The organism is Microtetraspora glauca (genome assembly GCF_040656155.1).
In the GTDB taxonomy this organism is placed as follows: Bacteria; Actinomycetota; Actinomycetes; order Streptosporangiales; family Streptosporangiaceae; genus Microtetraspora; species Microtetraspora glauca.
On record NZ_JBFALK010000015.1, the window covers coordinates 167,216 to 191,291 of the forward strand.

Genomic DNA, 24,076 nt, shown 5'->3' on the forward strand with positions numbered 1-24,076 from the left:
ATCATCTAGGTGCCGGAGCTCTGGTAGTGCCGGAGCTGGCGCTCCCAGACGCGATAGGCGAGGGCGAACAGCGCGACCCCCAGCAACGGGCTCCCGTACGCCACGAGCGCGGGCACGTTCAGCGACCCGGTCTTGTCCAGGAGCACGCTCGCCGGCATGTACGCGACGAACGCCACAGGGAGTACGAACGTCAGCACCCACTGGGTGACACCACCGAAGACGCTCATCGGGTACGACCCGAACTTGCTGAACACGTCGTCCAGGAAGCCGCGCAGCGCCCGCGTGTCCAGCATCCGCAGTGACAGCGACGACAACGACAGGTGGAACGACGCCTCCACCAGTGCGCCGCCCACGACAGCGGGCACGCAGAAGCCGATCATGGCGAGATTCCAGGGCGGTGCCGCGACGATCAGGAGGACGACCCCGGTGAGCAGGTCCCCGACCTGACCCATGCCCATGCGCTTGGTCATCACCTGGACGAGTGGATTGAGCGGGCGAAGCAGCACCCGGTCCAGCTCTCCCTCACGGACCAGCCACTCCAGGCCGATGAGGCTGCTCAGCGGAAGCATGCAGAGCGCGTGGGCGGTCAGGCGCAGGCCGTACAGGAAGGCGATCTCCCGCAGGCTCCACCCGCCCATGGACGGGAAGGTGTGCATGACGACCCACACGAAGGCGAAGCCGCTGCCCTGATAGACCGCCCCGGTGACGACGCTGATCACCGTGTTGAGCCGGTACTGCAGCGCGCCACGCATCGTGGCACGCTGCAGGACCCAGTACAGGCGAAGGGCGCGCGCTATCTCAGCCACCGTTGATCACCACCCTGCGGTGCGCCCGCCGCCACACCGCCCACAGCAGGACCGCGAGCCCGGCGATCCAGGAGACCTCCACGATCATCGCCTGGACGACCTGCCCGCCCGAGAGGTGGCCCACGTAGATCGCCGCGGGCACGTACCCCATGTATTTGAACGGAAGCGCTTCGGCCAGGACACCCAGCGCTCCGGGGAAGAAGGACAGCGGGACCATCGTCCCGGCGAAGAACTGGCTGATCAGCCGGTAGAGCAGCGAGATCGCCCCCGTCTCCAGCGTCCAGAAGCCGATCACGCAGATGAGCAGCGACATCATCACCGAGATGACATAACCGAGCGTCAGCGTCGCCGCGTATCCGAGCGGCTGCGCGGTGGGGGTGATCGTGCCGACCAGCAGGACCACGGGCACGGCAGGGGCCAGCATCAGCAGCCCGCCGAGGGTGTGCCCGGCCTGGAAGGCGGCCATCTGCGGCAGGTAGCCGGTCGGCCGGGACAGGTCGAAGAACACCATGCCGGTACGGATCCTGAAATGGGCGATCAACGGGATGATCGGGGTCGTCGCGAACGCCTGGAGGTTGGCCAGGCTCAGGTAGGCCAGCAGCGCCTCCAGGGTGAGCCCCCGGGCCTGTCCCGCGCCGCCGTACACCGAGGTCCACACCATGCGGAGCAGGAAGACCTGCGCGATCAGCGCCAGCACCGTCATGATCACGTCGCTGCGGTAGGCGAGCTGGAACCGCAGGCCGACGCGGGCCATCCCGGCCAGCGGGCGGATCACCGCGTGCTCTCGGCATAGATCTGCTTGATCACGCTCTCCAGGTCGGGCTCCTCGATGGACAGGTCGCGGATGGTGTTCTCGGCGGCGACGCGGCCGATCAGCTCGGGGACCGACGCGCCGCCGGCGATGTCGAAGGTCCGTGTCTCGTCGTCGGCCAGATGGACCACCAGCCGTCGCGGCGGGGCGTAGGCGGTGACGAGGGCGTCGATGCCGCCGTCGTAGAGCACGCGGCCCTTGTCGATGAGGATGATGCGCCGGCACAGCGCTTCCACGTCGGCCAGATCATGCGTGGTCAGCACGACCGTGGTGCGGCCGGCCCTGTTGGTGTCGACGATGAACTCCCGCACCGCCTGCTTGGCCAGGACGTCGAGGCCGACGGTGGGTTCGTCGAGGTACAGAATGGGCGGGTCGTACAGCATCGCCGCCGCCAGGTCGCCGCGCATCCGCTGGCCGAGGCTGAGCTGGCGGACGGGGGTGTCCAGGAAGTCGTCGAGGCCGAGCAGGTCGCACATGCGGCGCAGCGATCCGGTGAAGTGGGCGGCGGGCACGTCGTACAGGGCGCCGACCAGGCGCAGGGACTCGATCAGCGGCAGATCCCACCACAGCTGGCTGCGCTGGCCGAAGACCACGCCGACGGATCTGGCGTTGGCCGATCTGTCCCGCCACGGCACCCTGCCGCCCACCTCGACGAGTCCGCTGGTGGGGGTGAGGATGCCGGTCAGCATCTTCACGGTGGTGGACTTGCCCGCGCCGTTGGGGCCGAGATATCCGACGACCTCGCCCTCGGGGATCTCGAAGCTGACGTCGTCGACGGCGACCCGTTCGTCATAACGCCGGGTCACGAGGGTGCGGAGGGCTCCCAACGGACCGGGGAAGGTTCGGGGGCGGCGAAAGACCTTAGTCAGCGACTCGACCCTGATCATGACGACATCTTTCACGTTGGCGATGTCGAGTGGCAACTATTTTCTGGCGATCGTGATCGGCGCATCTCAGGGGCCGCCGCGCCCGGAGCCCCCACCGATCGGAGGCCCTGCTTCGCGCTGCGACGGCTCGCGAAGGATGGCGAAGGATGACGCCTTGGCGGGCGCTTCCTAACGGAGGCCGGACTTCATCAGGAAGAACGCGCCGATGACCTTCACCAGCGCGATCGTGACGACGACGCAGAAGACGATCAGCGCGGGGCGGTGCTCGAAGTGCTTGCCCTCCGTGAGCGGAGGCCGCTTCGCCACCCGCTCGGCGATGCGCTCTTCGATGGGTTTGCGGTGGAACATGGCATCCAGGCTAGTGTTCCCTCCCGCCGGTCCCTTCTTCAGAGTCTCCCCCCGGGGCGGCGCGCAGGAGATCAGGAGGCGTCCCGGGAGATCCGCATCTCAAGGATCTGTCCGGGCCACTCGCCGACCTTGAAAGCGAGCGTCCGGGAGAAACCCATGCGCTCGTAGTACTTCACGAGGTTGCCGTCGTCACCGGCGTAGCAGTCGACCCGCAGCACGCCCACCCCGCGTCCGGCCGCCTCCTCGCGGGCCCAGCCGAGCAGGGCCGCGCCCACCCCCTGGCCCGCGAACCGCTTGTCGATCACCAACGACTGCACGTACAGCTCGGGCTCGACCGGCGACGGCACGTACGGCATGGCGGCGCCCACCACGATGCAGCCCGCCGGCTCCCCGCCGACCTCGGCGATCCGCATGCCGCCTTCCCCCGCCTGGCGGCTGACGCTCTCGATCCTTGCCGGGTCGGTGGAGAACGGCTCGCTGCCCCATTGGCCGGTGCGGCCCCGCTCGGTCAGCCAGGCCACCGCGCTGTCGAACATGCCGAGCACGGCCTGGACATCCGCGGGGCCGCCCTTCCGGATCATCATCCGGCGATCCTAACAGCGACCCGGCGAAAGACCGCGATATGCCGCGTGCCGCCAGAAACCGGCCCAATCATCCGTTTCTCCAGGCAAGCCGGCCCAGCGGCGTGGAGCCGTACGGGCTGAGCGTGCTGAGGAACATCGGTGTCCGCGACATGAACCAGGGCCTCGTCCCGCGATGCCGCTGGGCCGCGTGCACGAGGAACGGGCGGCAGATGTGGGCGTCTCCCGGCAGTCCCGTGGCGAGGATGAGCGGCCGGTGCGCGGTCGCCTCGTCGAGGACCGGCCCGGACTCGAAGACAGGCAGGCCGGCCAGCCACCGATAGCCGCCGATCTGATGCTGCCAGGGAGTCCCTGGTTCAGGTGACGACCGGACTGCGCCGCTCGATGAGGACGACATCGCGCCAGACACCGTGGTGACGGCCGATGCGCTCACGGGTTCCGACCACCCGGAAGCCGGCGCGGGCGTGCAGGGCGAGGCTGGCGATGTTCTCCGGGAAGATCCCCGACTGGATGGTCCAGATTCCGGCGGCCTCGGTGGAGGCGATCAACGCCCGGAGCAGCGTGAGGCCGACGCCTCGGCCGCGCGCGCCGGGGTGGACGTAGACCGAATGCTCGACCACACCGGCGTAGGCGCAGCGGTCCGACACCGCCGAGGCGGCGGTCCAGCCCAGCACCCGCCCGTCGCTGTCCAGAGCGACGTGCCGGTGGGCGGGCAGCTTCGCGGCGTCGAACTGCACCCAGGTCGGGGCGGCGGTCTCGAAGGTCGCCTGGCCTTCGTCGATGCCGAGCTGGTAGATCGCGAGCACCTCATCGGCGTGCTCGCTCGTCATGGCTGCGATGCGCAGGCCGTCAGTGGTCATCGGTGCCCTCTGGGAAGTATCTCGGCGATGAGGCCGCGAATGCACTTCTTGATCATGTCACACGAATCTGGCGGACAGCCTCCACACCCTGGCCTGCGGGTTCGTCGAGCTGTGTCGGTCATGCCGTCGCCGCCATGCGCGGGGCCAGGATCGCCGACAGCCGCTCCAGCGAGGCGGGGTTGATCCAGTAGTGGACCCAGGTGCCGCGCCGCTCGCAGTCGACGAGGCCGGCCTGTCTGAGCACCTTCAGGTGATGGCTGATGGTCGGGCCGGTGAGGTCGAAGGCGTCGGTCAGGTCGCACACACATGCCTCGCCGCCTTCGTGGCAGGCGATCAGCGACAGCAGCCGCAGCCGTACCGGATCGGCGATGGCTTTGAACAGCGGTGCCAGCTCCTCGGCCTCGGCCTGGCGGAGGGGTTCGCAGGCCAGTGGCGCGCAGCAGGCCCCGCCGCTGGTGTCGCTCGAAATGGGCTGGATGACCGGCAGCGCTTGTTTCGACATACATCTAACTTGACAGATTTCTAAGCAGGCTGCAATCTGGCGGCGAGGTTCCGGTTAGACGTTCATCTAAACAGCGGTTCGGGTGGTGGATCGCCACCGCCTACGTCCGAGGAGGATCACATGTCCCGTGTCCAGCTCGCCCTGCGCGTCGCCGACCTGGAAGGCTCGATCGCCTTCTATTCCAAGCTGTTCGGCACCGAGCCGGCCAAGCGCCGGGAGGGGTACGCCAACTTCGCGATCGCCGAGCCGCCGCTCAAGCTCGTCCTGATCGAGGGGGAGGCCGGGCAGGAGACCCGCCTGGATCACCTCGGCGTCGAGGTCTCCTCCACCGACGAGGTCACCGCCGCCACCGACCGGCTGAAGGAGGCGGGCCTGGCCACCTTCGAGGAGAACGACACCTCCTGCTGCTACGCGCTGCAGGACAAGGTGTGGGTGCACGGCCCCGGCCGCGAGCCGTGGGAGGTGTATGTGGTCAAGGCCGACGCGGACACCCTCGGCAAGTCCGCCGCGGCCGGCGACCCGTCGGCCCCCTGCGCCTGCGGCAGCCCCGACGCCGAGGAGGCCCAGCCGACCACTGCGACGACTGGCGGATGCTGCTGACCGTGCCGCATCGCTCCTTGCCCCGCAGCCGCACGGATGTCAGGCGAGCGTCAGCTGTCGGGCGGGGGAGCGGCGGCGGCGCCAGCGGCGGCTGTCGCGGCCGATGCCGTATGCCTCGGCCAGGCTCCTGACCTGAGCGATGATCCGCGTCCGGTAGTCGGCGTCGGCGGTGGGGCTCCTGCCGTACAGGGCCTGATAGCGCGGGACGAGCCCGGGATGCTCGCGCTCCAGCCACGCGAGGTACCACTCGCGGGCACCCGTGGGCAGCCGCAGCACGATGGGCGTCACCCTCACCGCCCCGGCCTCGGCCGCCCTGCGCACGGTGGAACGCAGATGGTCGGGGGAGTCGGTGATCAGTGGGAGGATCGGCGCCATCAGCACCTCGCAGGGGATGCCCGCGTCGTTCAGCTCGGCGCACACCTCCAGGCGGCGCTGCGGGGTCGCGGCTCCCGGCTCGACCGATCGGCGTACCCGGTCGTCGACGAACCCGACCGAGACCCCCGCGCGAACCGGGGCGACCTTCGCCGCCTCGCGCAGCAGATCGAGATCGCGCAGGATGAGCGGGCTCTTCGTCAGCACGGTGAACGGGTTTCCCGCGTCCGCGAGCGCCCGCACGATGGACGGCATCAGGCGGTAGATCTCCTCCACCGGCTGGTAGCAGTCACCCGCCAGGCCGAGCGCGACTGGCGCGCCCTCCCATCTCGGCGCGGCCAGCTCGCGGCGCAGCCGGTCGGCCAGGCCGGTCTTCACCACGATCGTCGAGGCGAATCCGGCGCCCGCGTCGAGGCCGAGCTGACGGTGGCCGCGCCGGGCCGCGCAGTAGGCGCAGGCGCCCTCACACCCCCGGTAGGGGCTCACACTCCACTGGAACGGCAGCTCCGCCGTTTCGGGCACCCGCTCGACGGCGCTGCGCGCCCGCACCTCGTGGCAGGTGACGCCGTCGAAGGTCCGGGTGACCGCCTGCCGTTCGATCCGTGGCCGCTCGATCACCGGGGGCGCGGCGTCGAGAAGCGACTCCTGCACGGCATGCATGACGTTCAGTAGAACACGCATTCGACCGGTACGCCAAGGGAATCGACGTACTCGGATGCGCCGCCGTCACTCTTCATGTCACTCTCCGCGACCTCACCGCGGGCCTCGATCCGGTCACCGGCGCCCGTCCTCGCCGCCGAAGTCAGCTACGCCGCACCGGAGCTGTCTCCGGCTCGGCGGTGTCCCGTTCGAGCCTCTGCGGGGCGATTTCCCGTGTGGTGTCCTCCGGCGCTTCGGGCTGCGGCGTTCGGGTTCGTTCCGCCCAGTGGACGGCCGGGCCCATCGCCACGCCGGCCAGCAGGAAGACACCGCCGAGCAGCAGCCAGCCCGCCGCACCCCAGCCCATGATCAGCGTGGTCAGGAGCAGAGGGCCCAGCATTCGCGCGATCGCCACGCCGCTGCCGAAGAAGCCTTGGTACTGGCCCTGCTTGTCCGAGGGTGCCAGGTCGAAGCCGATCTCCCAGGCACCCGCCGACAGCGTCATCTCGCCGATCACCTGCAGGACGGCCCCCGCGAGCAGTACGGCTCCCGCCACCCAGGCCGAGGTCCCGGCGGCCGACAGCGCGAAGACCGCACACGCGGCGAGCATGACCACGCCGGAGTGCCGTACGAGCCGGGAGGCGGTGCGCAGCCCGGTCACCCGGCGGGCGACACGTACCTGGAACAGCACGACGCTCACCGTGTTGACGACCAGCAGAGCCGACACCGTCCAGTGTGGGGCGGCGGTGTGCGACACGATCCACAGTGGCAGAACCAGGCTGAGCAGCGGCATGTACAACAGCATGATCATGTTGATGAACGCGACCAGCGCGTACGGCCGGTCCCGGAGCACGGCGAGCCTCGGGCCTCCGGCGGTGACGGCCGGGGCAACCGGGGCGGCCGAATCCGACGGCGCGGTGGAGGGCGGCGACGACGAGACAGCGGTCGGCACCGCCGGCAGGCGACGCAGCACAAGAGCGGTCACGAGGAAGCTCGCCGCGTCCATGACGAACATCGCGAGATACGCCTTGCGGTCGTCGAGTTGCAGGGCCACCCCGCCGAGCGCCGCACCGATCGCCAGGCCGCCGTTGGCCGTCGACTGGAGATACGCCCGCGTCTCGGACCGCCGCCTGCGATCCACCAGCCCGGCGAGCAGCGCCTGCCTGGCGGCGGCGAGACCGCACTGGCAGCTCGCGTAGAAACAGGCCGCCATCGTGAACGCCCATGGGGACCGGACGAGGAGGAACGATCCGACGGCCACGGCGGTCGCGGCCGCCAGCAGGATCGCCGTGCCTCGAGGTCCGCGGCGGTCGGCGAGATGTCCGAGCGGGACTCCGGCCATGGAGCCGACGGCCCAGCCGAGGGTCAGACCGAAGCCGACCTGGGCCGGAGACAGCCCCACGATCCGGGTGAAGAACAACGCCGAGCACACGATGAACGCGCCGTCGCCGACCGAGCCGGCGAGTTGCGCCTGAGCGAGTACGCGCGGCGGTCCCTGCGGTGGGAGGATCCGGCGAAACATCGGTCGCCCCGCGGCCTCAGCCGACGACCGGTCGGACGCGGGCCCGCTTCAACTCGGAGAAGCCCTCGGTACCCGCGGTCAGGAGCACGCCGTCCCAGAGCCGCCCGGCCGCCTCGCCTCGGGGAGTGGGGGTCACGACCGGCCCGAAGAACGCGATCCTGCGGCCGTCCGGTCCGGGGACGTGGATCGTCGGCGTGCCGAGATCCTCACCGACCGGGTCCAGTCCCGCGCGGTGGCTGGCCCGCAGCGCCTCGTCGTACTCCGTGCCGTCCGCGGCGTCGGCAAGCGTGGTGGACAGTCCGGCCTCGGCCAGCGCGGCGACGTACAGCTCGCGGCCGATGGGTGCCTTGTCCAGGTGGATCCGGGTTCCGAGCGCGGTGTAGAGATCACGCAGCACCTCGGTGCCGTACTTCTGCTCGGCCGCGACGGCGACCCGTACCGGGCCCCAGGCGTCGCGGAGCCATTCCCGATACCACTCCTCCAGGTCGTCGCGGCCGTCGTTCAGCATCGCCAGGCTCATGACGTGGAAGCGCACGCGCATGTCCCGCACCCGCTCGACCTCGAGCAGCCAGCGTGACGCGATCCAGGCCCACGGGCATTTCGGGTCGAACCACATGTCGGCGGTCGTCACGTCACCTTCTCCTCTTGTCTTTTCCGTGATCGTTCTGTCGCGTTCCGGCATGTTCTGCCGTGCTTCGCGGCAAGCCGTACTTTTTGGCAAGCCGTACTTCGCCGGCAAGGCGGCAGAGCCCGCCGACACCAACGTAGGAGCCGGGTTGGCCCAATGGCAGAGCCAATATCGAGCAATCTGATTGGGCCGAATAAGGTGTGTGCGGTGGACTTCCATGTGAGCCTCGCGGGCCGTGGCGATCTCGCCGCCCGCATATACCGGCAACTGGTCGACGCCATACTCGACGGCCGGCTACGCGCCGGGGAGCGGTTGCCTCCGACGCGTGAGCTGGCCCGGCGGCTGGAGGTGTCGCGCAACACGGTGGCCCTGGCGTACGAGCGACTGTCCGCCGAGGGCTTCCTCGAAGGCCGCGCCGGCGCGGGGACCTTCGTCACCGCCAGGCCGATGCCCATCAGGACGGCGACTGCCGGGTCGCCGGCCACGGGCAGGTCCGGCCGTCCACGGGAAGACCGGTCGGAGGGAGACGGTGGTGCCGGGCCGCGTCGCCTGTGGCGGGAGATTCCCGTCCCCCTCCGCTCCGAGGAGGCACCCGAGCCCACGTACGATTTCCGGCTGGGGGCGCCCGACCCGGAGTTGTTCCCGCTGGCGACATGGCGACGGCTGGTGGCTCGCGAACTGCGGCCCTCCGCCATACGCGCGGGCACCTACGGCGATCCCTCCGGGCACGCCGGACTGCGCGCGGCGATAACCCGTTATGTCGGGATCTCCCGTTCGGTGCGCGCGGAGCCCGACGACGTGCTCGTCACCCAGGGGGCGCAGCAGGCCCTCGACCTCATCGGCCGGGTGCTGATCGAGCCGGGAGACCACGTGGCCGTCGAGGAGCCCGGCTATCCACCGGCCCGGCTGCTGTTCCGGTCCCTGGGCGCACGGGTGACCGGGGTGCCGGTCGATTCCGAAGGGCTGGACGTCGCCGCCATCCCGCCCGCCGTCCGGCTGGTCTACGTGACGCCGTCGCACCAGTTCCCGCTGGGTGCGCCGATGTCGCTCGAACGCCGTACCGCGTTGCTCGCGTGGGCGCGGCGGCGTGGCGGGACAGTGATCGAGGACGACTATGACAGCGAGTTCCGGTTCGGAGGCCGGCCGCTCGAACCGCTGCAGAGCCTCGACCACGACGGCCGGGTCATCTACGTCGGGTCCTTCTCCAAGACACTCCTGCCGATGCTGCGCGTCGGATTCCTGATCGCCCCGGCCTCGCTCAGGGCCGCGCTGCGGAGCGCCAAGCGGCTCACCGACTGGCACGGCGACGTCATCACCCAGGCGGCGCTGGCCCGGTTCATCGACGAGGGCCTGCTTGGCCGGCAGATCCGCAAGGCCACCCGCGAGTACGCTGCGCGCCGTGAGCTGATCATCACGACGCTCCTGCGCGACTTCGCGGGCCTGTTCCGGCCGGTGCCGTCGGCCGCGGGCCTGCACCTGTGCGCCAGGCTCGTCCCCGGGTCGGGGACAGAGCGAGTCACGGAAGGCGCAGCGGGACGCGCGGACCAGAGCGCGGGCACGGGCGTGGGCATAAGCGCGGACATCGACGTGGACATCGACGCCGCCCTCGCGCGGGCGAGGGCGGCGGGCGTCGCCGTGGAGAGCCTCGCGACCTACTACGGGGAGGCTCCCGCCCAGCAGGGACTCGTGCTCGGATACGGCCGGATCCAGACGGAAAGGATCGAGGAGGGCCTACGCCGGCTGGCGGCGAGCTTCCGTCCCTCCTGACCGAGGTCGGTGCGTCCCCGGCGGCCAGAGGGGCCGTCTGGCCATGGGAGGCCGCGGTGATCCAGACCTTGCTGACCGGGCCGGTCTCCATGACGGATCGCTTGTTGATCAGGATGTGCCGATTGGCGGCGCTGTCGTCAGCGTTCGCATTGACGACCGAAGAAGCTCACCGATTCTCCGTGTCCCGGGCTTGACCTTGCCCCAAGGTCAAGGTTCGACGATTCTCTGCATGAACGACAACGCACGGCACACCGTCGAAGCACAGATCCGCGAGCAGGCCGTCGCCTACTGCGAGTCCAACAACGTCCCCGGGTTCATCGCCGGCGTCTACCACGCCGGCGAGCAGATCGTCGTCGCCTACGGCACCGCGAACGTCGCCACCGGCGCGCCGATGCGACCAGACACCGGATTCCTCTTTGGCTCCGTCACCAAAGTCCTGACCACCACGTTGGTCCTGCAGCAGGTCGACCGTGGACTGCTGGACCTAGACACGCCGGTGGTGAAGTACCTGCCCGACTTCGGCCTGACCGCACCGGGCGCGGCGGACAAGATCCTGGTTCGGCACCTGATCGGCCACACCAACGGCATCGACGCGGACCTGTACTTCCCCGACGACAAGGGCCGCGACGCCCTGAAGACCTACGTCCACGGCCTCGCGAACAGGTGCGGCACCCTGTTCGAACCCGACGAGCAGCTCAGCTACTCCAACGGCGGCATGATCGTCGCGGGCCGCCTGCTGGAAGTGGTGACCGGTCTGCCCTTCCACGACCTGCTCGCACGCGAGATCTACGCCCCGGTCGGCATGAAGGACTCCAGCACTTCCTCCGAGCAGGCCATCCTGCGCAGCACCGCTGTCGGCCACTTCCTGGACCCCGAGACCATGACGGCCAAGCCCACGGCCATGTTCACGCTGCCCGACACCTGGGGGCCGGCCGGTGGCACGCCGATCGGCACCATCGCCGACCTGCTCGCCTTCGGACGCACCCATCTCGCGGGTGGTGTCTCCCCTTCCGGCACGCACGTCCTGTCCGCCGAGTCGACCGCGCTGATGCAGCAGGTCTCGTACGACATGGAGAGCCCGAACATCCCGCCGATGGGCCTGGGCTGGGTGCTGTACCCGTTCGGCGACACGACCGTCCTGGCCATGTCGGGTGCTTCGCCCGGCGGTGTCTCCCTCCTGTGCGTCCTCCCCGAGCACGACCTGGTCTTCGCCGCCTACGGCAACAACCCGGGGGCGATCATGCTGCAGGACCGGCTCCTGCAGTGGCTGCTGAGCGAGCACCTCGGTGTCCAGATCCCCAGGCTGCTCACCGAACTGGAGCAGGATGTCGACCTGACCCCCTACGTGGGCACCTACCGCTCCAACCAGCTCCGCGTCGACGTCAGCATCGTCGACGGCCGGCTCGAGGAGCGCACGACCTACGAACCGGCGGACGAGTCGCAGGAGCGGATCTTCACCGAGTTCGCCGGCGGCATGACCTCCGCTCCGCCGCAGCGCTACGTGCCGATCCGGCGGGGCCTGTTCGCGCCCGCCGGCTACCCGCTGGAAGCGTTCGACGGGTACCTGCGGCTGCTGCTCGTCTCCTATCACGACATCCGCGACGGCCAGGCGCGCTTCCGCAACGGCGGTGGCCGCCTGACCCGCCGGGCCTGACCGCTCCTCGCCGGAGTGGAAGGATGTCCAGCATGCTCACGATTGGCCAGCTCGCGGACTATGCCGGAGTGACCATCAAAGCCATCCGCCACTATCACGAGCGCGCTCTGCTCGCCGAGCCCGACCGCGACTCGTCCGGCTACCGGCGCTACACCGCCGAGCATGCCATCAAGCTCGTCAAGATCAGGACTCTGGCGCACGCGGGCGTGCCACTGGCCCGCATCAAAGATCTCCTCGACGCCGACCCGGACACGCTCGCGGCAGCCATCGCCGAGATCGACCACAACCTCCAAGACCGCATCGCGCAGCTGCGGCGAACCCGCGATCAACTCGCCCAACTGCGCGGCGGGGACCGGCTTTTCGTTTCCGCGGAAGTCGCCGACTATCTCGACGATTTGCGCGAACTCGGCGTCAGCGAGCGCCAGATGCACCTGGAACGCGACGGCTGGATCCTCATGCAGACAGCCTCACCCGAGGACGCCTGCCTGTGGATCACCGAAAAACGCGAGCTCATGACCAATCCTGAGTTCTGCGCCCTCTACCTCGAACATGATGCCGCTTACGTCTGGTCGCCGAGCGATCCCCGCCTCCCCGCACTCGCGGACCGTACCCGGAACTGGTTCACCAAGCACCACAGCCGATCCGAGACCCATCCCGTCCGCAACCCGACCATCGCGCGATTGGCCACGCAATCCCAGCCCGGAGCCTCATCCCCAGCTTGGGACCGCCTCGCCCAACTCATGAAAGGCTAGCCTCGATTGCGCGCGCCGCTCCGAAGCCCGATGCCACCGGGATCACGGGGGGCGCTGACTACGGCGAGGTGCTCGACCCCCAGACGTACCCGGCCCTGTCGGCCATGATGCGCCACGGGCTGTTCAGAGAATCCGAAGGCTGGACGGAGGACGCCGACTTCCTGTTCGGCCTCAACCGCCTGCTCGACGGCATAGTGGCGCTGATCGCCCGGCGCGCACCTCAGCCGGGTGGATGAGCATGCCCTGCGGCTCGGCCTCGCTCACCTGGGCGGGCCTCGGTCCCGGGTTCCGCCGAGATCGCGTGGGCGGCGCGGTAGCGGCTGGGCGGTAGGCCGTACCGGCCGGTGAACGCCTCGCGGAGCGTCTCGGCCGAGCCGAACCCGCACCGGCGGGCGACCACGGGCAACGGCAGCGCGGTGGAGGCGAGCAGGTGGGCGGCCGCCTCCGTCCTGACCCGCCGGACGAACCTCGCCGGGCTCTCGCCGATGTGCGCGCCGAACAGCCGGGCGAGATGGCGTTCGCTCACACCGGCGAGCGTCGCCAGCGTCGCGGCGTCGAGATCGCCGTCCAGATGGGAGCCGACGTGATCCACGATCCGGCGCACGACCGCGTGCTCAGGGGAGGGCGGCGCGACGAACATGCTCATCTGCGCCTGGTTGCCCGGCCGTTGCAGGTAGGTCACCAGGCCCCGGGCGACGTCCCTGGCCAGCTTGGGGCCGTGGTCCTCGCCGATGAAGGCGAGCGTCAGGTCAAGCGCGCTCGTCACCCCGGCCGCCGTGGACACCCGGCCGTCGCGGATGTAGATCGGTGCCGGATCCACGGTCACCTCCGGGTGCAGCGACGCGAGCTTGCGCGCGTACGCCCAGTGGGTGGTGGCCCTGCGCCCGGCGAGCAGGCCGGCGGCGGCCAGCACGCTCGCCCCCGTACACACCGAGGCGACCCGGCGGCTCTCCCCGGCCAGCCGCCGTACGTGGGCGACCAGCCGCCGGTCTTCGGCCGCGGCCTCGTGCCCGTCCCCGCCCGCCACGACGAGCGTGTCGATGGGGCCCGTCAGGCGCTCCAGCCGTTCCTGTCCCTGGAGGACGAGCCCGCTTCCGCAGGTGATCGCCCGGCCGCCCGGCGTCGCCAGACCGATCCGGTACGGCGGCTGCCCGCCGAGCCGGTTGGCGGCGTGCAGCGGGGTCGTCACCCCCGCGATGTCCATGAGTTCGGCGTCGTCGTAGCCGACCACGACCACCCGCCGTTCGATCACCGCTCGGCCTCCTCTGGTCGCGCCCGTACGCGTGCCGGGGCGGCGTGCGTCTGCTCGGCGCCGCGCCGCACCGTTTCGCGCCCTTCCCGTCCCGGCCCGTTCTGACCCGTCCCGCCCATCCTGGCCTTCCGCCGGCGTCGGCGTTCCCCCGGCCGCTCCGGAGGCGTACAGGATGGGTCCGTCCGACAGGGATCCCCGGATTCCGGACACACGGCGACGCTCGGGTTGAGGCGCCGAGGGAGCCGGTGTGAGCGTGGCGGCATGACGAAGACCATCGCTTTCGTGCTCTATCCCGGCCTGACCGTGCTCGACGTCGTCGGCCCGCTCCAGGTCGTCACCGGCCTCTCCCAACTCGACCCGCGGTACCGGGTGGTGGTGCTCGCGGAGGGCACCGCTCCGCTGCCGAGCGACACCCCGCTCGGCCTGGTGGCGAGCCACACCTTCGACGAGATCCCGGAACCGGATGTGCTCATCGTCCCCGGCGGCATGGAGGGGACGATGGCCGCGCTCGCCGACGACACGTTCCTGGAGCGGATCCGGCGCGCGGCGGTGGGCGCCGACCTCGTCGCCTCGGTGTGCACCGGCTCACTGCTGCTCGGGGCGGCGGGACTGCTCGAGGGGCGCCGGGCCACCGGCCATTGGTCGATGCGACATCTGCTGGAACGCTTCGGCGCCGTCCCGGTCGCCGAGCGCTGGGTGGAGGACGGGCGGATCATCACCGCCGCGGGCGTGGCCGCCGGGATCGACATGGCCCTCGCCCTGGTGGAACGGCTGACGGGGGAGGAGACGGCCAGAATGGTCCAGCTCTGGATCGAATACGACCCTCAACCGCCGCTCGGGGGGATCGACTGGGACGGCGTGGACATTCCGTCCTACCGTCCGATCGTGGACGGCCTGCTCGCGACCACGCTGGCCGACCACCCCGAGTTGCTGGGACGCCTGACGGCCTGATCTCGGGTCCTTCCGAACCTGCCGTCGAACCGTTGCCGAACGGCCGATGAACAGCGGGCACGGCCACCCGTCTGCCACTCATCTACCCCGATAAATAGGGATATTTCCGTTAAAGTTGGACAAGCGTACCGCTTTTGACGGAGGTTCCCCATGGCCTGGCTCCTGCTCGCCGCCGCGATCGCCTCGGAGGTCGTCGCGACCACCGCCCTGAAGTTCAGCGACGGGCTGAGCCACAAGGGGTGGTCCGCCCTGATGATCGTCGGATACATCGCGTCGTTCGTGCTGCTGGCCAAGGCCCTGAAACTGCAGATGCCGCTCGGCGTCGCGTACGCGGTGTGGTCCGGCGTCGGCACCGCCGTGATCGCCCTGATCGGGATGGCCTTCATGGGCGAGAGCATGAATCTGGCGAAGATGGGCGGAATCCTGCTCATCATCGGTGGTGTCGTGTTGCTGAACCTTTCGGGCGCCCATTGAGAGGCCGGGCCCCGCGCGAGGACGGCGAGAAGCCGGAGCGCAAGCCCCAGGAGAGGGCGGTACGCCGCAAGGAGGCACTGCTCGACGCGGCCGTCGCCCTTCTCGGCGAGGGCGGGTTCACTGCGGTCACCCACCGGGCGGTCGCCGAGCGGGCGGGCGTCCCGCCCGCGGCGACCACCTACTACTTCTCCTCGCGGGACGAGTTGGTGGCCCGGGCATTCGCCCTGCTCGTCGAACGTGACCTGAGGCTGATGCGGACCTCTCTCACCCGACCCGGGCCGGACTCTCTTGCCGAGCTGGCCCATGTGCTCCTCAAGACGTACGCCGCGGATCGCGGCCACCAACTCGGGCTCTGGGAGCTGTACCTGCAGGCGGGCCGCGAACCCGCCCTGCAGCACATCGCCCGGACCTGGACCGACGGGTGGCACGACATCGTACGGACGCTGCTCGAACAGGCCGGCCGCCCCTGCGGCGAGGCCGAGGTCCGCTTCGTCGCGACGCTGGTGTCAGGCCTCTGGCTGGAGCACATCGTCGAGGCCCGGCCCGGATCCCTGGAGCACGCCGGAGGCATGGTGACCCGTGCGCTGCGCGCGATCGCCGTGTGAATTCCCGATGAGGCACGCCGTCGGTGGACCCTTTCCCGTCGCGTCCGCCGGGCGAGGTTCCGTCGCGTCGTTCATCGCCTCACCCCAGGTCAGGAATCCGGTTCGCGAACTGTGGACGCCGCGCGGCGGCGCGGCAGACAGAGCTGGGCGGACAGCAGCCCGGCCACGCCGACCAGTGCCCACAGCGCCCATGGGCCGATCGCGTACACGGCGCCGCCGATGAGCGGTCCGGCGCCCGTACCGGTCGTGTACGCGACGCCGTGCAACCCCTGGTAACGCCCGACCATCCGCGGCGGAGCCAGACTTCCCAGGTATGCCTGGGAGATGGAGCTGGTCATCATCTCGCCGAGCGTCCATACCAGCACGGTCGCCGACAGCGGGACCATGCCGGTCATGAACCCGGTCAGCGCGAGACCGACACCGGTGATCAGGTTGCCGATGGCCAGTATGTACTCCGGCCGGTACCGGGAGACCGCACCGGTGATGGGCAGCTCAAGGACCAACACCAGCAGACCGTTGAGCCCGATGAGGAGACCGAAGTCGCGCTCGCTCAGTCCCACGTCGCTCACGTGCAGGGGCAGGCCGACGGTGGACCGGATGTAGACGAACTCGGCGAACACGGTCATCAGCAGGAACCGCACCAGGGCGCGGTCGGCGAGCAGCTGCCGGTACCCCACCGGCCGGTCCGCCTGGGTGCCCGCGTCGTCCTGGTCGGACCGCGCCTTGGGCGCATCCCGCAGCAGCACCCCCACGACCACGCCGAACAGCAGGCACGCGACGGCATTGCCCAGGAAGAGCCCCACAAAGGAGGTGCCGGCCAGCACGCCGCCGATGACGCCGCCCAGGGCAGCGCCCACGTTCGTCGCGAACCGGAACACCCCGAAGGCGAGCTCGCCGCGTCGCTGGGTGTCACGGAGCGGGCCGCGTGCCGGTACATCGGGATCCTCCGGGAGGCGGGCATCCCGGTCGAGTCGACCCGAGGCCCGTACGGCGGGTACCGGCTGGGACGCGGGACGAGGCTGCCACCGGTGGTCTTCACGGAAGCGGAGGCACTGGCGCTGGTCATGGTGGCGCTCGACGACGCCGACGAGCTCGTGGGAAGCGCGCTGAGCAAGGTCATCCGAGCGCTGCCGGAGAAGGTCGGCCGGCAGGCGGCGACGCTGCGCGACCATGCGTCGGCCGCGCCCGACCCGTACTCGGCTCGGCCTGATCCGGCCACCACCAGCGCACTGGTCACGGCGTCCGCGGACCGACGGAGCGTGCGGATGGCGTATCGGAGCGAATCACGGAAGGAATCGGAGAAAGAGGTGGACCCCTGGGCGGTGGTCGTCCGCCACGGGCGCTGGTACCTCTTGTGCCGCTCGCATCGCGCGGACGCGATCCGCACGTACCGGGTCGACCGGATCGGCGCGGTCCATCAGACGACCGGCGTGTTCGAACCGCCCGACGACCTCGACCCGGTGGCGGCGCTGGAGGAGAACCTGGGCACGGGCCGGGAGTACCTCACCCGCGTGGTGTTCGACGCCGCCCTGTCCGAGGTGGCGCGGTGGGTCAGTCCCCCCCATGGGACGACTGGAGGAGTCGGGCGACGGGTGCGTGCTGATCGGCAGTACGAGCGACCCGGAGTGGTATGCGCAGGAGTGGCTGGCGAGGATGCCGTTCGGGTTTCGCGCCGAGGGCGGGCCGGAACTCCGGGCGGCGGTGACGGCGATGGCGGCGCGCTTCACGGCGGCGGTGGAGCCCTAGAAGATCGCTGAAGATCTTGGTCCAGGCCTGTCGTGCATGGGTGGGTGCCTGCGGTCAGGCGGTGGTCGGCTCAAGGGTCCAGACGCCGCCGGTGTGGGTGAGTCCGAGGTGGATCAGTGTGCGGTGATTGCCGGCGGCCCGCGGGCAGGCATCGGATGACCGTCCAGATCATGGACGGTGGAGAAGCTCTCCGGTTGGCTGACCCGTAGTGGTCGGCACCTCATGGGCGATGGCCGAGAATGGGACGATGACCACAGCGGACGGCCAGATCACCGCGCGACGGCAGCGGCGTGCGGACGCGCGCCGCAACTACGACCTCCTCGTGGCCGCGGCGCGGGAGACGTTCGCCGAGTCGGGGCCCGAGGCGTCGCTCAACGAGATCGCCCGCCGGGCGGGCGTGGGGCCGGGCACCCTCTACCGGCACTTTCCCACCCGGAGCGCCCTGCTGACGGCGGTGCTCAAGGACCGGATCGAGACCTTGTGCTCGCATGCGGAGCGATTGTCGACCGCCGATTCCGCCGACGACGCGTTGGCCGAATGGCTGGGCGCGTTCCTGGTCCACGCCCGTGTCAACCACGGACTGGGTGGCGCCCAGATGATCGAGGAACCGGACACTCCCGGCTTCGACTGCCACCGGCTGCTGCTGGACGCGATGGCGGCCCTGCTCGTCCGAGCCCAGCGGTCGGGTACGGCCCGCGCCGACCTGGCACCCGGCGACCTGCTCCAGCTCGTCGTCGGCATCGCACTGTCCACCGCCCGGAGCGACGACGACCCCGACCGCCCCGGCCGTCTCCTCTCGCTCGTACTCGACGCCGCGCACACCCGCGCCAAGCGGTGAACACCCGCCCCGAGGCCGCCGGAGGCCGACGTGTTCCGATCCCGCGGGCGTAGGGCCATCGACGGCACCGCGTCGTCGGTGACGCTCGCCCCACCGATGCTTCTGCCTCGCCGGCGGGCGGACTCGTGACCTTCCAAGGTCCGGTCGCGGATGTACTCGCGGGCTCGGGTGTGGGGGCGGCCGCGTGCGCCACCAGAGCGACTCTGGTAGCGTTGCCGCCCCTGGCAGTGATCGTTCCGAGGAGGTGAGACCCATTCCCCTGTATCAGGCTGGGTGCTCCCATCTCACAGCCGAGCGGTCCCTCTGACGTAGGTGACCGCGGGAGCGCCCACATCGGCTCCCCGGAAGGCTCCCATGTCGGCTCTGCCGCCGCTTCACTCTCTGTCTGTCATCGTCACCACTCTCCGGGCCGCCGGCTGCGTCTTCGCCGAGGACGAGGCGCGACTGCTCGTCTCCACGGCACGCACCCCGGCCGATCTCGCCGCCATGGTGGACCGGCGCGTCGCCGGCCTGCCCCTCGAACACGTCCTGGGCTGGGCCGATTTCTGTGGTCTTCGCATAGCCGTGGACCCCGGAGTCTTCGTGCCCCGACCTCGTACCGAGTTCCTCATCCGCCAGGCCGCCGCGCTCGCCCGGCCCGGAGCCGTCGTCGTCGACCTGTGCTGCGGCTCGGGCGCGATGGGCGCCGCCCTGGTCGCGACTCTGGACCGGGCCGAACTACACGCCGTCGACATCGACCCAGCCGCGGTACGGTGCGCCCGGGGCAATCTCGCCGCCACCGGCGGCCACGTGTACGAAGGAGACCTGTACGCGCCGCTGCCCGTCACGCTGCGGGGCCGCGTGGACATCCTGGTCGCCAGCGCACCCTACGTCCCCACCGACGCGATCGGGTTGCTGCCCCCGGAGGCTCGCGTCCACGAACCGCGGGTCGCGCTCGACGGCGGCGCGGACGGCCTCGACGTCGTACGCCGAGTGATCGCCGAGGCGCCTCTCTGGCTGGCGCCGGACGGCTGCCTGCTGGTCGAGACGAGCGAACGGCAGGCGGCACGGACCGTCGAGGCCGTCACCCGTGCCGGGCTGATCCCGCGGGTGGCCGGCTCCGACGAGCTGGACGCCACCGCCGTCATCGGAACCCGGTCCACCTCCTGATCAGGGCGGACGGTCTCCGACGCGCATCGAGCCAATAGGGCTGGTCAGCGGTTACCTTGCGGGTCGAGGTACGTCATGAGTGGCGTCGACGGTGTTCTGCTCCGAAGACCTGCGAGCATCGCCGGCCTGCGCGCGGCCTACTTCAGCGGAGCGGTGTCGCCCAGAGTGATCAGGAGCGTGCGCAGGAGGCGAGTGAGGTCGTCTCGGGCCTGTGGCTCCATGCCTTCGAGGAGGCGTTCTTCGAGGGCGACGTGGCAATCGACGATGCGGTCGACCAGCTCCTTTCCGGTCTCGGTCAGCGCGATGAGGACGCGGCGGCGATTGTCGGGATCGACGTCACGCGTGACGAGCTGCTTGGCGACCAGGTGGTCGATCCGGTTGGTGATCGCCCCGGACGTTTTCATCGACGAGGCGACCAGATGACCGGCGGTGAGCCGATACGGCGGGCCTGAGCGGAGCAACGTGGCCAGCATGTCGAACTCGCCGATCTGGAGATCGTGTGCGGCGAAGTGATCCCGGAGCTCACGCTCGAAGATGAGCGCCGCGCGTTGGACACGACCGATGATTCCCATGGCTCCCAGCGGCAGGTCGGGCCGCTCGGCTCGCCACTGATCCAACCGCAGGTCAACGCTGTCTTCCATCCCACTACTCTCTCGTCCCGGTCTCGAACACCTTGACATTGATCATACCGCCGCTAAATTTATCAACGTTGAACATTTTAACGTTGAGGAAAGCGTATGAGAGCTGCAACGAAATCGCAGACCGTCAGACGATCACGGGTGCCGCTGGGAGCGCTCGCGTTGACCGCGGCTGCGCCGGCGAGCTGGGGAACTACCTACCTGGTCACCAGCCAGTTCCTCCCGCCCGGCTTCCCCCTCGTCTCGACGATCATCCGCGTCCTGCCCGCCGGGCTCCTCCTGCTCGCGATCACCCGAACGCTCCCGCACGAGGTGTGGTGGTGGCGGGCGCTGCTACTGGGCGCGCTGAACATCGGTGTCTTCAACGCGTTGCTGTTCGTCGCCGCGTATCGGCTGCCCGGTGGCGTCGCGGCGACGTTGTTCGCCGTCCAGCCGCTGCTTGTCGCCGCCCTGGCGTTCGCGCTGCTCGGCGAATGGGCGACCCGCAGGCAGATCGTCTGGGGACTCCTCGGTGTCGTCGGTGTCGGCCTGATCGTCTTGCGCGGCCGCCTCTCCTTCGACCCGATCGGCATCCTGGCCGGCATCGGCTCCACCGTGGCGATGGCCTGCGGGATCGTCCTCACGAAGCGATGGGGTCGCCCCGCCGGGGTTCGGCCCACGGCCTTCGCCGGGTGGCAACTGACCGCCGGCGGACTCGTGCTGGTCCCGCTCGCCGTGGCCTTCGAGGGGCTCCCACCGGCCCTCGACCTTCCCGCGATCGGCGGCTATCTCTGGCTCGCGGTCGTCGGCGCCCTGCTGTCCTACCCGATCTGGTTCTCGGGGATCGGCAGACTCCCCATCTCGGCGGTGTCGTTCCTGCCGCTGCTGTCCCCGATCGTCGCCACCGCTCTGGGCTGGCTCATCCTCGGCGAGACGCTCACCCCGGCCCAGGGCCTCGGCTTCGTCCTCGCACTGACCGCCGTCGTCGCCGCGCAGCTCCCTCAGCACCGCGGCACCTGACGGCGTCCGCACCCCGCCGCCAGACCCCTGTACCCCTGCGTTCATCGAAGGAGAATCCTCATGCCGCGTACCGTCCTGCTCACCGGAGCCACCGGCACCGTCTCCACCGCGGTCATCCGCGCCCTCAGCGGTACCGATGTTCACCTGCGCGCGCTGGTCCGCGATCCCTCCCGCCTCCGCGCCGCCGACATCGACACCGTCGAGGGCGACCTCGACGATCCCGCCTCGCTCGACGCCGCGTTCGACGGGGTTCAGGACGTGTGGCTGCTCACGCCGAACGGTCCCCGCGCACCCGAGAACAACATGAACGCACTCTGGGCCGCACGGACCGCCGGCGTCGAACGGATCGTCCGCCTGTCGGCCATCGGCGCGGCTCACGACGCACCGAACCGCAGCGGCCGGCTCCACGCGCTCTCCGACGCCGAGACCGCGCACAGCGGCATGCAATGGACCATCCTGCGTCCGCACTGGTTCATGCAGAACCTGCTCGGGGAAGCCGCCACCATCGCCACCGGGACCCTGCCGCTGAACATGGGAGACGCGCGACTCGGCATGATCGACGCCCGCGACATCGCCGCCTGCGCCGCGCGCGTCCTCACCGACGACCCCGCCGCCCACCACCAGAAGATCTACACCCTCACCGGTCCCGAGGCCTTGAACTTCCATGAGGTCGCGGACCGCATGAGCCACACACTGGACACGCGCATCGGCTATGACCCGACCGACGACGACACCTACCGCCGTCGCCTTCTCGGCCACGGCGTCCCGCCATGGATCGTCGACATGGTCGCCGAGTATGGACACGCCTACGCCGCCGGCTGGAACAACATCACCACCGGCACCGTCAGCGACCTGACAGGGCGGCCCCCACGCGACCTCACCGCCTTCGTCCGCGACCACGCCACGGCGTTCACAGCACGCACCTGAGCGCCACACGGCTGGAAGAAAGGCTTCTTGGAGCAGGACGCTCGCCGTGGGACAGCCGACCGCGGGGAGCGCCTCGTCCCCGTCCTTGATCACCGGGGTGAGGCCGACATTGCAGTCCTCCGCGATGAGCAGGGCCCCTAGCCGAAGTTCACGCCGCGGCCGCGTCGAGCAGGATCCGCGCCAGCTCGCGCGGCCGGGAGAACATCGGCCAGTGGCCGGTGTCCATCTCGACCAGCCGCCAGTGCTCGCTGGTCAGCAGTGCGGCCACATCGTCGCCTACCTTGTCGCCGTCGAGCAGGCATTTGATGTACGTCGCCGGAAGCTCGCCGAGCGGGCGTGCCAGCACGGCCGGCTCGGTCAGCGTGGCGCCCGGGTGCGGCGTCGAGCCGCCCACGATCCGTGCGATCTGCTCGCCGGTGAGACCCTGGCCGTCGTAGTCGTCAGCGGTCAGCGGCGGCCAGAAGCCCCCGTTCTCGGCGATCGCGGCCTCCACCATCGCCCGGCCGTCCGGCCAGCTGGACACGAATGACTCGCCGTCGGCCGGAACGTTGGAGTCGACGAAGACCACGCGGGCCAGCCGGTCGCCGATCCGCTCGGCGGCCTGGCCGACCGGAATGCCCGAATAGCTGTGCCCGACCAGGATGACGTCGCGCAGATCGTGGTGCTCGACCTCGTCGACGATGTCCTGCACGTGGGTCTGCTGCCCAGCCGGCACGCCCTGCTTGTCCGCCAGGCCGGACAGCGTCAACGGGTGGGTGCCGTGGCCCGCCGCACGCAGCTCCGGCACCACCTCATCCCACGCCCACGATCCGAGCCACGCCCCTGCGACCAGTACGAATTTCGCCATGGCGGCAACGTAGCGCGGGGGGCCGACAATCTCGGTGCCGTCGGCGCGCCCCGTCGGTGAACGGCGTCCCGCCCATGATCTGGGCAGCCGTCGTACTGGCCGAAGATCGGCCGGGCATGGCGTCGTGCGGCCCTGTCCCCAGCACGGGCCCAGCATTGGGACGAGAGCGCGGCCTGACCGGCGCAGCGAACTCAACCTTGATAGGCAAGTAGCGACTTGCCTATAGTGATGCCTATGGCGGAGGATGTCTTCAAGGCCCTGGCCGATCCCACCCGCCGGCGCATCCTCGATGAGCTGGTGGAACGGGACGGCCAGACCCTGTTCGAGATTTGCACACGGCTGGTGACCAAGCACGGTCTCGGACTGTCCCGCCAGGCGATCAGTCAGCATTTGGCGGTACTGGAATCCGCAGGTCTGGTCCATTCGCGGCGCCAGGGTCGCTACAAGTTCCACGATCTGAACACAGAACCCCTTGAGCGCATCGTCACCCGGTGGCTCAAGCCCGACACCCCGGAGGCACCATGAAGATCTACATAACCTGCGTCTTCGTCGATGACCTGGACAAGGCGCTGCGCTTCTATACCGACGTGCTCGGCTTCGTGAAGAAGACCGATCTCCCGCTGGGCGCGGCCCGTTGGCTCACCGTGGTCTCGCCGGACGATCTCGACGGGACCGAACTGCTTCTCGAGCCCGACGGCCACCCCGCCGTGAAGCCGTACAAGGACGCGCTGGTCAATGACGGCATCCCGGCCGCCTCCTTCGCCGTGGAGGACGTGGCCGCCGAGTTCGACCGGCTGCGCGAGCTCGGGGTCCGATTCACGCAAGAGCCGCTGGAGATGGGCCAGGTCACCACAGCCGTCCTGGACGACACCTGCGGCAACCTGATCCAAATCGTGCACAGCAAGTAGGACCCCGTGCCGA

30 protein-coding genes are annotated in these 24,076 nt (G+C 69.9%); 15 read left to right on the forward strand and 15 right to left on the reverse strand.

Annotated elements, in window-relative coordinates; translation table 11 throughout:
* Positions 1-5: 5 nt before the first annotated feature.
* The 8 genes from AB0I59_RS26600 to AB0I59_RS26635 form a co-directional block, all read right to left on the reverse strand.
* A complete protein-coding gene (locus AB0I59_RS26600) occupies positions 6-806 on the reverse strand; it encodes an ABC transporter permease (protein ID WP_358137068.1) in 801 nt (266 codons plus the stop codon).
* On the reverse strand, positions 799-1,581 hold the full coding sequence (locus AB0I59_RS26605) for an ABC transporter permease (protein WP_061254554.1): 783 nt from the start codon (positions 1,579-1,581) through the stop codon (positions 799-801). Before AB0I59_RS26605 ends, AB0I59_RS26600 begins: the two co-directional genes overlap by 8 nt.
* Positions 1,578-2,423, reverse strand: coding sequence for an ABC transporter ATP-binding protein (locus AB0I59_RS26610; RefSeq protein ID WP_358137071.1), 846 nt, complete (start codon positions 2,421-2,423; stop codon positions 1,578-1,580). Before AB0I59_RS26610 ends, AB0I59_RS26605 begins: the two co-directional genes overlap by 4 nt.
* A 249-nt stretch (positions 2,424-2,672) precedes the next feature.
* Positions 2,673-2,852, reverse strand: coding sequence for a hypothetical protein (locus AB0I59_RS26615; protein WP_061254556.1), 180 nt, complete (start codon positions 2,850-2,852; stop codon positions 2,673-2,675).
* Positions 2,853-2,923: 71 nt separating this feature from the next.
* Positions 2,924-3,436, reverse strand: a complete 513-nt coding sequence (locus AB0I59_RS26620) for a GNAT family N-acetyltransferase (RefSeq protein WP_061254558.1) — start codon at positions 3,434-3,436, stop codon at positions 2,924-2,926.
* Positions 3,437-3,503: 67 nt separating this feature from the next.
* Entirely contained in the window at positions 3,504-3,830 is a 327-nt protein-coding gene (locus tag AB0I59_RS26625) for a hypothetical protein (protein ID WP_358137075.1), read from the reverse strand.
* Positions 3,790-4,293, reverse strand: a complete 504-nt coding sequence (locus tag AB0I59_RS26630) for a GNAT family N-acetyltransferase (RefSeq protein WP_061254561.1) — start codon at positions 4,291-4,293, stop codon at positions 3,790-3,792. The genes AB0I59_RS26625 and AB0I59_RS26630 overlap by 41 nt, the downstream gene beginning before the upstream one ends.
* 118 nt (positions 4,294-4,411) lie before the next feature.
* Positions 4,412-4,795: a metalloregulator ArsR/SmtB family transcription factor gene (locus AB0I59_RS26635; RefSeq protein ID WP_061254564.1), complete on the reverse strand. Its 384-nt coding sequence runs from the start codon at positions 4,793-4,795 to the stop codon at positions 4,412-4,414.
* A 120-nt stretch (positions 4,796-4,915) separates the two neighbouring features.
* Between AB0I59_RS26635 and AB0I59_RS26640 the strand changes: the two genes are divergently transcribed.
* Positions 4,916-5,395 (forward strand): ArsI/CadI family heavy metal resistance metalloenzyme, encoded by a 480-nt coding sequence (locus tag AB0I59_RS26640; RefSeq protein ID WP_061254565.1) that lies wholly within the window; start codon positions 4,916-4,918, stop codon positions 5,393-5,395.
* Positions 5,396-5,434: 39 nt separating this feature from the next.
* On the opposite strand, the gene AB0I59_RS26645 is transcribed toward AB0I59_RS26640, so the two are convergent.
* The 3 genes from AB0I59_RS26645 to AB0I59_RS26655 form a co-directional block, all read right to left on the reverse strand.
* Complete coding sequence (locus AB0I59_RS26645; protein WP_061254567.1) at positions 5,435-6,427, reverse strand: radical SAM protein; 993 nt, start codon at positions 6,425-6,427, stop codon at positions 5,435-5,437.
* Between the two features lie 142 nt (positions 6,428-6,569).
* A complete protein-coding gene (locus tag AB0I59_RS26650; protein ID WP_082776716.1) occupies positions 6,570-7,928 on the reverse strand; it encodes an MFS transporter in 1,359 nt (452 codons plus the stop codon).
* A 16-nt stretch (positions 7,929-7,944) separates the two neighbouring features.
* Positions 7,945-8,610 carry a mycothiol-dependent nitroreductase Rv2466c family protein gene (locus AB0I59_RS26655; RefSeq protein WP_061254569.1) on the reverse strand — a complete coding sequence of 222 codons (666 nt, stop codon included), beginning with the start codon at positions 8,608-8,610 and terminating at the stop codon, positions 7,945-7,947.
* A 153-nt stretch (positions 8,611-8,763) separates the two neighbouring features.
* On the opposite strand from AB0I59_RS26655, the gene pdxR reads away from it, so the two are divergent.
* The 4 genes from pdxR (at position 8,764) to AB0I59_RS26675 (ending at position 12,965) form a co-directional block, all read left to right on the forward strand.
* Entirely contained in the window at positions 8,764-10,323 is a 1,560-nt protein-coding gene (gene pdxR / locus AB0I59_RS26660; RefSeq protein ID WP_358137080.1) for a MocR-like pyridoxine biosynthesis transcription factor PdxR, read from the forward strand.
* A gap of 229 nt (positions 10,324-10,552) precedes the next feature.
* Positions 10,553-11,977, forward strand: a complete 1,425-nt coding sequence (locus AB0I59_RS26665) for a serine hydrolase domain-containing protein (RefSeq protein ID WP_358137083.1) — start codon at positions 10,553-10,555, stop codon at positions 11,975-11,977.
* A 32-nt stretch (positions 11,978-12,009) separates the two neighbouring features.
* The gene (locus AB0I59_RS26670) at positions 12,010-12,729 is read left to right on the forward strand and encodes a MerR family transcriptional regulator (RefSeq protein ID WP_358137086.1); all 720 of its coding nucleotides are present in this window, start codon (positions 12,010-12,012) and stop codon (positions 12,727-12,729) included.
* Between the two features lie 68 nt (positions 12,730-12,797).
* Positions 12,798-12,965 carry a hypothetical protein gene (locus AB0I59_RS26675; protein ID WP_358137089.1) on the forward strand — a complete coding sequence of 56 codons (168 nt, stop codon included), beginning with the start codon at positions 12,798-12,800 and terminating at the stop codon, positions 12,963-12,965.
* Here AB0I59_RS26675 and AB0I59_RS26680 read toward each other — a convergent pair.
* Positions 12,950-13,981: a GlxA family transcriptional regulator gene (locus AB0I59_RS26680; RefSeq protein WP_358137092.1), complete on the reverse strand. Its 1,032-nt coding sequence runs from the start codon at positions 13,979-13,981 to the stop codon at positions 12,950-12,952. The genes AB0I59_RS26675 and AB0I59_RS26680 overlap by 16 nt on opposite strands.
* Positions 13,982-14,242: 261 nt before the next feature.
* Here AB0I59_RS26680 and AB0I59_RS26685 point away from each other — a divergent pair, with 261 nt between their 5' ends.
* The 3 genes from AB0I59_RS26685 to AB0I59_RS26695 all read left to right on the forward strand — a co-directional run bounded on the left by AB0I59_RS26685 (position 14,243) and on the right by AB0I59_RS26695 (position 16,011).
* Positions 14,243-14,932: a DJ-1/PfpI family protein gene (locus AB0I59_RS26685; protein ID WP_358137094.1), complete on the forward strand. Its 690-nt coding sequence runs from the start codon at positions 14,243-14,245 to the stop codon at positions 14,930-14,932.
* 150 nt (positions 14,933-15,082) lie between these two features.
* Entirely contained in the window at positions 15,083-15,406 is a 324-nt protein-coding gene (locus AB0I59_RS26690) for a DMT family transporter (RefSeq protein ID WP_061254583.1), read from the forward strand.
* Positions 15,403-16,011, forward strand: a complete 609-nt coding sequence (locus AB0I59_RS26695) for a TetR/AcrR family transcriptional regulator (RefSeq protein WP_358137099.1) — start codon at positions 15,403-15,405, stop codon at positions 16,009-16,011. Before AB0I59_RS26690 ends, AB0I59_RS26695 begins: the two co-directional genes overlap by 4 nt.
* An 89-nt stretch (positions 16,012-16,100) precedes the next feature.
* On the opposite strand, the gene AB0I59_RS26700 is transcribed toward AB0I59_RS26695, so the two are convergent.
* Entirely contained in the window at positions 16,101-16,868 is a 768-nt protein-coding gene (locus AB0I59_RS26700; RefSeq protein ID WP_358137239.1) for an MFS transporter, read from the reverse strand.
* A gap of 171 nt (positions 16,869-17,039) precedes the next feature.
* Between AB0I59_RS26700 and AB0I59_RS26705 the strand changes: the two genes are divergently transcribed.
* The 3 genes from AB0I59_RS26705 (at position 17,040) to AB0I59_RS26715 (ending at position 19,744) form a co-directional block, all read left to right on the forward strand.
* Complete coding sequence (locus AB0I59_RS26705) at positions 17,040-17,768, forward strand: helix-turn-helix transcriptional regulator (RefSeq protein ID WP_358137242.1); 729 nt, start codon at positions 17,040-17,042, stop codon at positions 17,766-17,768.
* Positions 17,769-18,004: 236 nt separating this feature from the next.
* Complete coding sequence (locus AB0I59_RS26710; RefSeq protein ID WP_358137103.1) at positions 18,005-18,595, forward strand: TetR/AcrR family transcriptional regulator; 591 nt, start codon at positions 18,005-18,007, stop codon at positions 18,593-18,595.
* 354 nt (positions 18,596-18,949) lie between these two features.
* Entirely contained in the window at positions 18,950-19,744 is a 795-nt protein-coding gene (locus AB0I59_RS26715) for a putative protein N(5)-glutamine methyltransferase (RefSeq protein WP_061254588.1), read from the forward strand.
* A gap of 137 nt (positions 19,745-19,881) precedes the next feature.
* Here the strand turns inward: AB0I59_RS26715 and AB0I59_RS26720 are convergent, their stop codons facing one another.
* Positions 19,882-20,385, reverse strand: coding sequence for a MarR family winged helix-turn-helix transcriptional regulator (locus AB0I59_RS26720; RefSeq protein ID WP_358137106.1), 504 nt, complete (start codon positions 20,383-20,385; stop codon positions 19,882-19,884).
* A gap of 96 nt (positions 20,386-20,481) precedes the next feature.
* Here AB0I59_RS26720 and AB0I59_RS26725 point away from each other — a divergent pair, with 96 nt between their 5' ends.
* Together AB0I59_RS26725 and AB0I59_RS26730 are read left to right on the forward strand one after the other, a co-directional pair.
* On the forward strand, positions 20,482-21,381 hold the full coding sequence (locus tag AB0I59_RS26725) for an EamA family transporter (RefSeq protein WP_358137109.1): 900 nt from the start codon (positions 20,482-20,484) through the stop codon (positions 21,379-21,381).
* Positions 21,382-21,441: 60 nt separating this feature from the next.
* Positions 21,442-22,308 (forward strand): SDR family oxidoreductase, encoded by an 867-nt coding sequence (locus tag AB0I59_RS26730; RefSeq protein WP_061254595.1) that lies wholly within the window; start codon positions 21,442-21,444, stop codon positions 22,306-22,308.
* Between the two features lie 148 nt (positions 22,309-22,456).
* Here the strand turns inward: AB0I59_RS26730 and AB0I59_RS26735 are convergent, their stop codons facing one another.
* Positions 22,457-23,155, reverse strand: coding sequence for an alpha/beta fold hydrolase (locus AB0I59_RS26735; protein ID WP_061254597.1), 699 nt, complete (start codon positions 23,153-23,155; stop codon positions 22,457-22,459).
* A gap of 234 nt (positions 23,156-23,389) precedes the next feature.
* Here AB0I59_RS26735 and AB0I59_RS26740 point away from each other — a divergent pair, with 234 nt between their 5' ends.
* Both AB0I59_RS26740 and AB0I59_RS26745 read left to right on the forward strand, forming a co-directional pair.
* Positions 23,390-23,680, forward strand: a complete 291-nt coding sequence (locus AB0I59_RS26740) for an ArsR/SmtB family transcription factor (RefSeq protein WP_061254599.1) — start codon at positions 23,390-23,392, stop codon at positions 23,678-23,680.
* Complete coding sequence (locus tag AB0I59_RS26745) at positions 23,677-24,063, forward strand: VOC family protein (protein WP_061254601.1); 387 nt, start codon at positions 23,677-23,679, stop codon at positions 24,061-24,063. The genes AB0I59_RS26740 and AB0I59_RS26745 overlap by 4 nt, the downstream gene beginning before the upstream one ends.
* The last annotated feature ends 13 nt before the right edge of the window (positions 24,064-24,076 follow it).

Excerpts from the sequence above, each read along its gene's own strand:
- AB0I59_RS26615 (WP_061254556.1), bottom strand. The coding sequence starts at position 2,852 with ATGTTCCACCGCAAACCCATCGAAGAGCGCATCGCCGAGCGGGTGGCG.
- AB0I59_RS26620 (WP_061254558.1), bottom strand. The coding sequence starts at position 3,436 with ATGATGATCCGGAAGGGCGGCCCCGCGGATGTCCAGGCCGTGCTCGGC.
- AB0I59_RS26625 (WP_358137075.1), bottom strand. The coding sequence starts at position 3,830 with ATGTCGTCCTCATCGAGCGGCGCAGTCCGGTCGTCACCTGAACCAGGG.
- AB0I59_RS26630 (WP_061254561.1), bottom strand. The coding sequence starts at position 4,293 with ATGACCACTGACGGCCTGCGCATCGCAGCCATGACGAGCGAGCACGCC.
- AB0I59_RS26635 (WP_061254564.1), bottom strand. The coding sequence starts at position 4,795 with ATGTCGAAACAAGCGCTGCCGGTCATCCAGCCCATTTCGAGCGACACC.
- AB0I59_RS26640 (WP_061254565.1), top strand. The coding sequence starts at position 4,916 with ATGTCCCGTGTCCAGCTCGCCCTGCGCGTCGCCGACCTGGAAGGCTCG.
- AB0I59_RS26645 (WP_061254567.1), bottom strand. The coding sequence starts at position 6,427 with ATGCATGCCGTGCAGGAGTCGCTTCTCGACGCCGCGCCCCCGGTGATC.
- AB0I59_RS26650 (WP_082776716.1), bottom strand. The coding sequence starts at position 7,928 with ATGTTTCGCCGGATCCTCCCACCGCAGGGACCGCCGCGCGTACTCGCT.
- AB0I59_RS26655 (WP_061254569.1), bottom strand. The coding sequence starts at position 8,610 with ATGCCGGAACGCGACAGAACGATCACGGAAAAGACAAGAGGAGAAGGT.
- AB0I59_RS26665 (WP_358137083.1), top strand. The coding sequence starts at position 10,553 with ATGAACGACAACGCACGGCACACCGTCGAAGCACAGATCCGCGAGCAG.
- AB0I59_RS26670 (WP_358137086.1), top strand. The coding sequence starts at position 12,010 with ATGCTCACGATTGGCCAGCTCGCGGACTATGCCGGAGTGACCATCAAA.
- AB0I59_RS26685 (WP_358137094.1), top strand. The coding sequence starts at position 14,243 with ATGACGAAGACCATCGCTTTCGTGCTCTATCCCGGCCTGACCGTGCTC.
- AB0I59_RS26690 (WP_061254583.1), top strand. The coding sequence starts at position 15,083 with ATGGCCTGGCTCCTGCTCGCCGCCGCGATCGCCTCGGAGGTCGTCGCG.
- AB0I59_RS26710 (WP_358137103.1), top strand. The coding sequence starts at position 18,005 with ATGACCACAGCGGACGGCCAGATCACCGCGCGACGGCAGCGGCGTGCG.
- AB0I59_RS26715 (WP_061254588.1), top strand. The coding sequence starts at position 18,950 with ATGTCGGCTCTGCCGCCGCTTCACTCTCTGTCTGTCATCGTCACCACT.
- AB0I59_RS26720 (WP_358137106.1), bottom strand. The coding sequence starts at position 20,385 with ATGGAAGACAGCGTTGACCTGCGGTTGGATCAGTGGCGAGCCGAGCGG.
- AB0I59_RS26725 (WP_358137109.1), top strand. The coding sequence starts at position 20,482 with ATGAGAGCTGCAACGAAATCGCAGACCGTCAGACGATCACGGGTGCCG.
- AB0I59_RS26730 (WP_061254595.1), top strand. The coding sequence starts at position 21,442 with ATGCCGCGTACCGTCCTGCTCACCGGAGCCACCGGCACCGTCTCCACC.
- AB0I59_RS26735 (WP_061254597.1), bottom strand. The coding sequence starts at position 23,155 with ATGGCGAAATTCGTACTGGTCGCAGGGGCGTGGCTCGGATCGTGGGCG.
- AB0I59_RS26740 (WP_061254599.1), top strand. The coding sequence starts at position 23,390 with ATGGCGGAGGATGTCTTCAAGGCCCTGGCCGATCCCACCCGCCGGCGC.
- AB0I59_RS26745 (WP_061254601.1), top strand. The coding sequence starts at position 23,677 with ATGAAGATCTACATAACCTGCGTCTTCGTCGATGACCTGGACAAGGCG.